Source organism: Halorubrum distributum JCM 10118 (genome assembly GCF_000337335.1).
In the GTDB taxonomy this organism is placed as follows: domain Archaea; phylum Halobacteriota; class Halobacteria; order Halobacteriales; family Haloferacaceae; genus Halorubrum; species Halorubrum distributum.
The window spans coordinates 1-6,422 of sequence record NZ_AOJN01000046.1; the positions used below are offsets into that span (position 1 = coordinate 1).

General features: G+C 51.0%; 4 protein-coding genes and 1 pseudogene. 3 read left to right on the top strand and 2 right to left on the bottom strand.

Annotation, left to right across the window (positions count from 1 at the left end):
* Both C466_RS07315 and C466_RS15995 read left to right on the top strand, forming a co-directional pair.
* A pseudogene (locus tag C466_RS07315) lies at positions 1-1,014 on the top strand (ISH3 family transposase); the annotation flags it as partial.
* A 354-nt stretch (positions 1,015-1,368) separates the two neighbouring features.
* Positions 1,369-2,139: a polysaccharide deacetylase family protein gene (locus C466_RS15995; protein WP_004598857.1), complete on the top strand. Its 771-nt coding sequence runs from the start codon at positions 1,369-1,371 to the stop codon at positions 2,137-2,139.
* Between the two features lie 151 nt (positions 2,140-2,290).
* Here the strand turns inward: C466_RS15995 and C466_RS07320 are convergent, their stop codons facing one another.
* A complete protein-coding gene (locus C466_RS07320; RefSeq protein WP_239641202.1) occupies positions 2,291-3,448 on the bottom strand; it encodes a glycosyltransferase family 4 protein in 1,158 nt (385 codons plus the stop codon).
* A gap of 30 nt (positions 3,449-3,478) precedes the next feature.
* On the bottom strand, positions 3,479-4,915 hold the full coding sequence (locus C466_RS16000; RefSeq protein WP_080505991.1) for a sulfatase family protein: 1,437 nt from the start codon (positions 4,913-4,915) through the stop codon (positions 3,479-3,481).
* Positions 4,916-5,537: 622 nt separating this feature from the next.
* Between C466_RS16000 and C466_RS16005 the strand changes: the two genes are divergently transcribed.
* Positions 5,538-6,134 (top strand): FkbM family methyltransferase, encoded by a 597-nt coding sequence (locus tag C466_RS16005; protein ID WP_239641203.1) that lies wholly within the window; start codon positions 5,538-5,540, stop codon positions 6,132-6,134.
* Positions 6,135-6,422: the final 288 nt, after the last annotated feature.

Here is a 6,422-nt window from a genome sequence, read left to right on the forward strand (position 1 = left end):
CGCCGACGGGACCTCGATCTCGACGCTCTGTGCGTCGAGTCAGAACGGCCCCGCTGCCAACACGATCCTCTACCATCTCCGGACGAAGTTCGAGCCGGAACGGCTCGAACGAGTCGCTAACACGCTCCTTCGACAAGATATCGTCGAACTGCTTCCTGAGCAGGTGGAGGTCTGCGCAGACCTCCACCTGCGGCCCTACTATGGTGATGAAGACGACACGGAGAACCTCTATCACTCGGAAGCCAAGCGTGGAACCACCGCGTTCCACGCCTACGCCACACTCTACGCGCGTGTAAAGAACAAACCCTACACGCTGGCGGTGCGCCGTCTCGAAGACGGCGACACCGCCAGCAGCGTCCTCGCTGAGTTCTTCGGTGTCCTCGACGGCCTTGACACCGAGGTCAAGGCCGTCTGTCTTGATCGCGGATTCTACGACAGCAAGTGCCTCACGCTGCTTCAAGCGCATAACTACGCGTACGTGATCCCGATCATCCGGTGGGGGAAGACGATTCAGCAAGAGCTCTTGGAAGGGTGGAGTCGTGTCATTCAGCATGATTTGACAGGGAAACTCGACGGTCACAGCTGGACCGTCGAGTTTCCCGTCTACATCGATTGTACGTACCTAAACGGGAAGTACGACAAACATGGTGTGGCGCGTCACGGCTACGCCGCTGACGCGCCGTTCATCGAGACACCACGCGACGCTCGATACCACTACGCGAAACGCTTCGGTATCGAGTCGAGCTATCGCTTGTCCGAGCAAGCGATAGCGACAACAACGACACGAGATGCGACGGTGAGACTGCTGTACGTCGTGGTGAGTCTGCTGTTACAGAACGTTTGGCGTATCTCCACTACGAATATGTGGCGACGCCCCGCCGTGGCGGGCGTCGCCTCTGGTGGTGGCCGTACAAAGAGTTCGTGAATATGGTTCGACGGGCCGCGTGGACGGCCCTCGCGGTGCGTCGGGCCGTCCCCGCGAATCGGCCACCAGACGACCGATTCCACCGGTAGTCACCGACCGAGTACGCCACTTTGTGAGTGGCTACGCTGTCGCGTCGGCGGCTGAGCGCCGCCGACAGCGACAGCTCCGGCTTCGAGCGGCGTTGATCAACCGCTACCGACGGCTCATTATAACAGAATAGGTGGCTCAGGTCAGGTTAGCTGACGATGCTTTGTGAGGTACTGAATCTAGGTTGACTGTCCCTTAGGGGTTTTGGAGGTGTATCGGTGGATACTGCTTCCTTGGTGGTGTGGCCGTCATTAGTTACAGTCCCAGTCAATAGCCGATAGAAGCGTTCTCCACCGAAGGGACTATATCGATGCCACATTTAGCCATAGACTCGCCATGAGTCACATAAATCCATGATGTCACTTAGTCGGACTATTTGGCGATCTGTCGGTCATCTCTACCACGAATCTAGACGATGTATCGATTTCTCACCGGTCGACCGAGTCATCCTCCTATACCATTCGATCGGTGAGAAACCGTGGAGTGAAACATCGGTCAGGCAATTTGAAAGGCAAATCCAATTCCTGAAAAACCACTACGAGATCGTCGACCTCGACGAGCTGTTCGATACCAAGCGGGGGGTAGTGCTGACATTTGACGATGGCTACAGAGACTTCTACGACACTGTCGTCCCTCTCCTTGAAGAGCACGACGTACCGGCGACGGTGTTCGTGAACGGAGCATTCATTGATGATCGTTCAGAGATATTGTACTCGCGGCTGGGAGTTCCTGAGGGAGAGAACGGCGTAATAATGAGTGCAAACCAGGTCAGAGAGTTAGCAGAACACAACCTCGTTACCATTGGAAACCATACGCTTTCACATCCCAACCTGGACGACCTCTCCGAAACGGAAATCAAGGAACAAATCGTCAGGGGCAAACACGTATTAGAGGAGGAGTTCGATCTAACGATCGAACGATTCGCGTATCCTTACGGGAGTTATAACGAGGAGTCACGCGCGGTCGTCGAAGAGACACATCGATGTGGACTTATAGCGGATCGGTCGACCAACATCTCTTCGGATGCTGCTCTCCTCCCGCGGATAGGTGCCCCAGCCACTGTAGCACAATTAGACTGGCAACTCTCCCGGGTCGCCAATAAATTTAAGAAAAATCTAGGTTTGTGAACAATTCTATATAAGACACCTCGTGTGTCGATATCAGACCTCCCAGAGAACCCGTGTAATCAGCCGGAGAGTACTGAGCTACTAGCACCCTTTCGGGCGAAAAGCCTGGAAAGACCCTACCATCGGGCGGTTCTCACCGCAGTTCATCCGTTCACCTTAGGCCGTTCTTGTAATATTCGAAGAGCTGGTCTGCAACAACTTCTTTACAGAATTCAGAGACTACCCGCTCTCGTCCGTTCTTCCCCAGTCTACTTCGGAGTCGAGAGGATTCAAGTAACTCCTCGAGAGCGGAGACGATCTGATCGACTGATCGTTCCTGAATTACCCGAGATGTCTCTCCTGCCTCCACGACGTAAGGGAGGCCGCCGACATCGGTGACGACCGTCGGCAAGCCACAGGCCATCGCTTCGAGGACGGCTACTCCGAACTGTTCCTGATTGTTCACCATCGTCACGCTCGGAAGGATTGACACGTCAGAAATATTGTATACCTTGGACATTTCTGAGTAGGGAATACGTTCTCGCCAGATAATATCATCAGAATCATGTATTATCTCGGTCCGCTCGTCGGACAGTCTGTCTTCACCGAGGAGGATGAGGCGCGCGTCAAAGTCCGTCCGGATTTGTTCGAAGGCGTCCAAGAGATACGGAACACCTTTCTGTTCTTTGAGACCGTGAACGAACAGTATATTCAACGAATCCCCGATATCATCCGGCAGACTCAGGTCGGAAATATTGGGGTCAGAGATCGGTTCAAATTTCGAAGTATCGACGGCATTTGGGATCACCGATATTTTCTCATGATCCACTCCCTCGTGGATCAGCGCCCGCTTCGCCTTCGGGGTCGTTGTATTCACTGCATCGACGGAGTCGTTTACGAACTTTTTCGTCCACCACTGTAGGGGATTTCGCTGGTACAGCGGATAGGGGATGTTTTCTCCGGCGGACATGAATAGATGCGTGTTCGATCTTCGCGCGACAAGAGCGGCCTGTAACGAGAACACGTGGTAATTCTCCAGAATGTGGATGACGTCGTACTCTCTCAATTTCCGCATACCAGTCAAGATATTAGACGGGAAGCGGAGTTTCCTCAGAGCTTTCGCAAAAAAGTACTCGTGACCGAACAAATCTGCTTTTCCGTCGATCCAGTGTAACTTTTCGACGGGGACAGAAAGGGTTGATGTATCGAATTTTGGTGGCTTGCTCTCGAAGGCGGTAACGTTAATCTCACTATTGTTATGTAGATGCTCCCACGGTTTGATACTATCAGGCGACAGGTATGGACCTGCGATAAGTGCAACTTCTTTCATGACTGTATCATACGTTCAACATCCCGCCGCTCACGTGTTGTCTCTCTCAGCATATCCCAAGGCTTCTAGCCGTTCCTGAATTCCGTCAAGTTCATCCTCGTCAATTTCGGCCGACTTTGAGGATTCGGCTTGGACCGTGTTTGTTTGTCGTTTTAACTCGCGTTCTAGCTGTTTCCGAAGATGGCGAACGGTGGAAAGGTTCTGGTCAGCTACGTCTCTCTGTTCACCCGGATCCTCGTTCAGATCATAGAGTGTGAATTCGCCGTCGTCCTGGTACCAGTACTCCGACTTCAGCTGCTCCTTCTTTCTTGTTTGAATTAGTTTCCAGTCTTTCGTGCGAATCATGGCCATCGTCTGTTCGATCGTCTCAGCGAAGGCGAACTCGTGGACAGCAGGGAGCACGTTACCCCGTAAGTCATCAGGGATTTCGAGCCCTGCATAGTCCAATATAGTTGGAACGATGTCGATATGCTGGACGATACCGCTCACCCGCTCCGCGGGTTTGTCTGGATGATGGACGACGAGCGGAACGTGGATCGACGTGTCGTAGAGTCCAGAGTTATCCGAAAAGATACCGTGTTCTCCGAAATTGTGACCGTGGTCAGCAGTAAGCACGATCATGGTATCTTCCATCAACTCATTTCTTTCAAGATAGCCGATCAGTCGGCCGACCTGTTGATCGACCCATCGAACGGCCCCGTCGTACGCCTCCTTCGCATCCCCCATCGTTTCGTGTTCTTTCCGTGCATACATCTGATACTCGGCGGAAAGTGGTCCTTTTGCGTCTGGACCGAAATACCTTGAAAGGTGATCGCCATCCTCGTGATCGAACATCGCCTCGTGTTCTTCAGGTGGAATGTAAGGAGGATGGACATCCCAGTAGTGACACATCAGGAAAAATGGTTCTTGTACCGAGTCCAACCGCCGAATAGCGATGTCGGTTAGCTCCTCACAGTCAACTCTAAGATCTCTCCGACCGAACCGATTGTAGTACTGAGAGAGGAGAGGTCGTAGTAGAGGATCCGGAAGTTCCTTAACCTTCCTCTTCAATTTTTGCTGTAGCACCTCTCCAATCGCCTCTTCGTCACCCTCTGCGTCCTGTTTGTCGACGCCATACGTATCGTATCCCCAACTATGCCAACGACCCATCCAATCGACACCAAGCGTCTCGTATTCACTCTCAGAGAGGATTTCGGGGAGAAAATCGGTGTTCCGCTCATTTATGCGGCTCAGATTATCTTTGGTGTACGCGGTACCGTGGTGAGTGACGCCGTGCTCTCGCGGCGCTTTCCCGGAAAAGATACTGGACATACACGCATCCGTATAGTTCGACATTGAGAAGCACTTCTCAAATACAAGCGATCGTTCGGCGAGAGAGTCGATGTTTGGAGTAATTTCCTCGGATCGTCCCATATAGCCGACATCAGAAGCTCTCAGCGCATCAATAACGATGACAGCTACGTTCATAGTGTATATTTTGGTTCATCCTACAGTTATCAACTTATCGAATCAATCTTATGAAGTACATCGTCGATGTTCAGACCGAACCGTGAGGTACAAGCTCATCTCTCCGTCAGTCCGTCTTCTGGAACTCAACTGTGAGTATATTTTGGTTAAATATACACGATAATATAATAAGACTACTAGCTGGGATGAACGCAAGGACCGAAGCTGTCACGCGCGCTGGACGGAGCGTCTCTATCATCGTGATCTGGCAGATGACGCTAGTTGAATCGCTCGTCCTTAGTTGAACTCGTGTAGAATATGTCATGAAAACCACATACATTGTTTACCGGATACCGTGTAAACACTATCCGATTTAGCAACTTCAGTTACCTTGTGAAGTCAGTTCGAGAAGAGGTTCTAACTACGGACACAGCTCCGAAGTTTATGCCAATAAAACCACTTTAAAAGGGTAAATATAATGCCTTGGTGGCTCTCGTGTTTTTGTATGATCCACCCGTTTATCCCAAAGACAGTTCGCACCCGTCTGTCTGGGACGATAGTCGAATCCCTGTATCGACGGTATCAGATCTCTACTACCGAACTTACACGAGAGCAGTTTCATACACCTGTTACCTCGTTTGAGATGCTGGTTCCAAAGGGCCACCCGTTCCTGATAAAAGCAGGACCTAAGGGAGAAGAACACGAACCTCTATTGGCTCAAGAACTTAATAAGAATCTGAAAGCAGACACGGTCTTCTATGACGTTGGCGCTCGCTTTGGGTATCATACGCTGTTACTAAGGGAACTAGGGATACCAGAATCACAGATACATGCGTTCGAAGGCGACAAACTAGCGTTCTGGGTCCTCCAGCAGAATCATACTGAGACAGATAATCTTACTAACGCCTTTGTATCCGACGGAAAGAGCGATCTTTCGTTGGACGAGTACCTATCGGAGAACCCACACCCAGATATCATAAAAATAGACGTCGAAGGTGCCGAGGGCGAAGTATTACGCGGACTTGAGGAGAATCTACACGAGAACATAAAAATTTACGTAGAGATACATACTGGCCGTATGGAGGAGTTTGGAGACGAGCCGTGGGATTTGGTTCAGTTGTTGGACAAATCTGGGTTCGATATACATGTTGCCGACCACCGACAGAATACGGAAAAGTTCGTTCCAGTCTCTCACCAAGGCAGTCTCCCCTCAGGGAATTATCTGCTGAAGGCAGTTTGAGCCGCAGGTCCTTTTAGAACACCTCGTGTACATCACTAAGCGGCTGTATTAATTTTCTCAAAGAAATACTGTTGAGTTAGAGGCCAAGGCGCTTATCGACACACGGACAGTCGAACCCCTGTTGAAGCCCACTCCGTCTACCACTAATCACACGAAATCGTACTACGATCGAGAGACGATTAGAAGAATATGTCTCTATTCTCAGTACCTCACAAAGCATCGTCAGCGAACCTGACCTGAGTCACCTATTCTGTTACAATGAGTCGTCGGTAGTGGCTGATCAGCGCT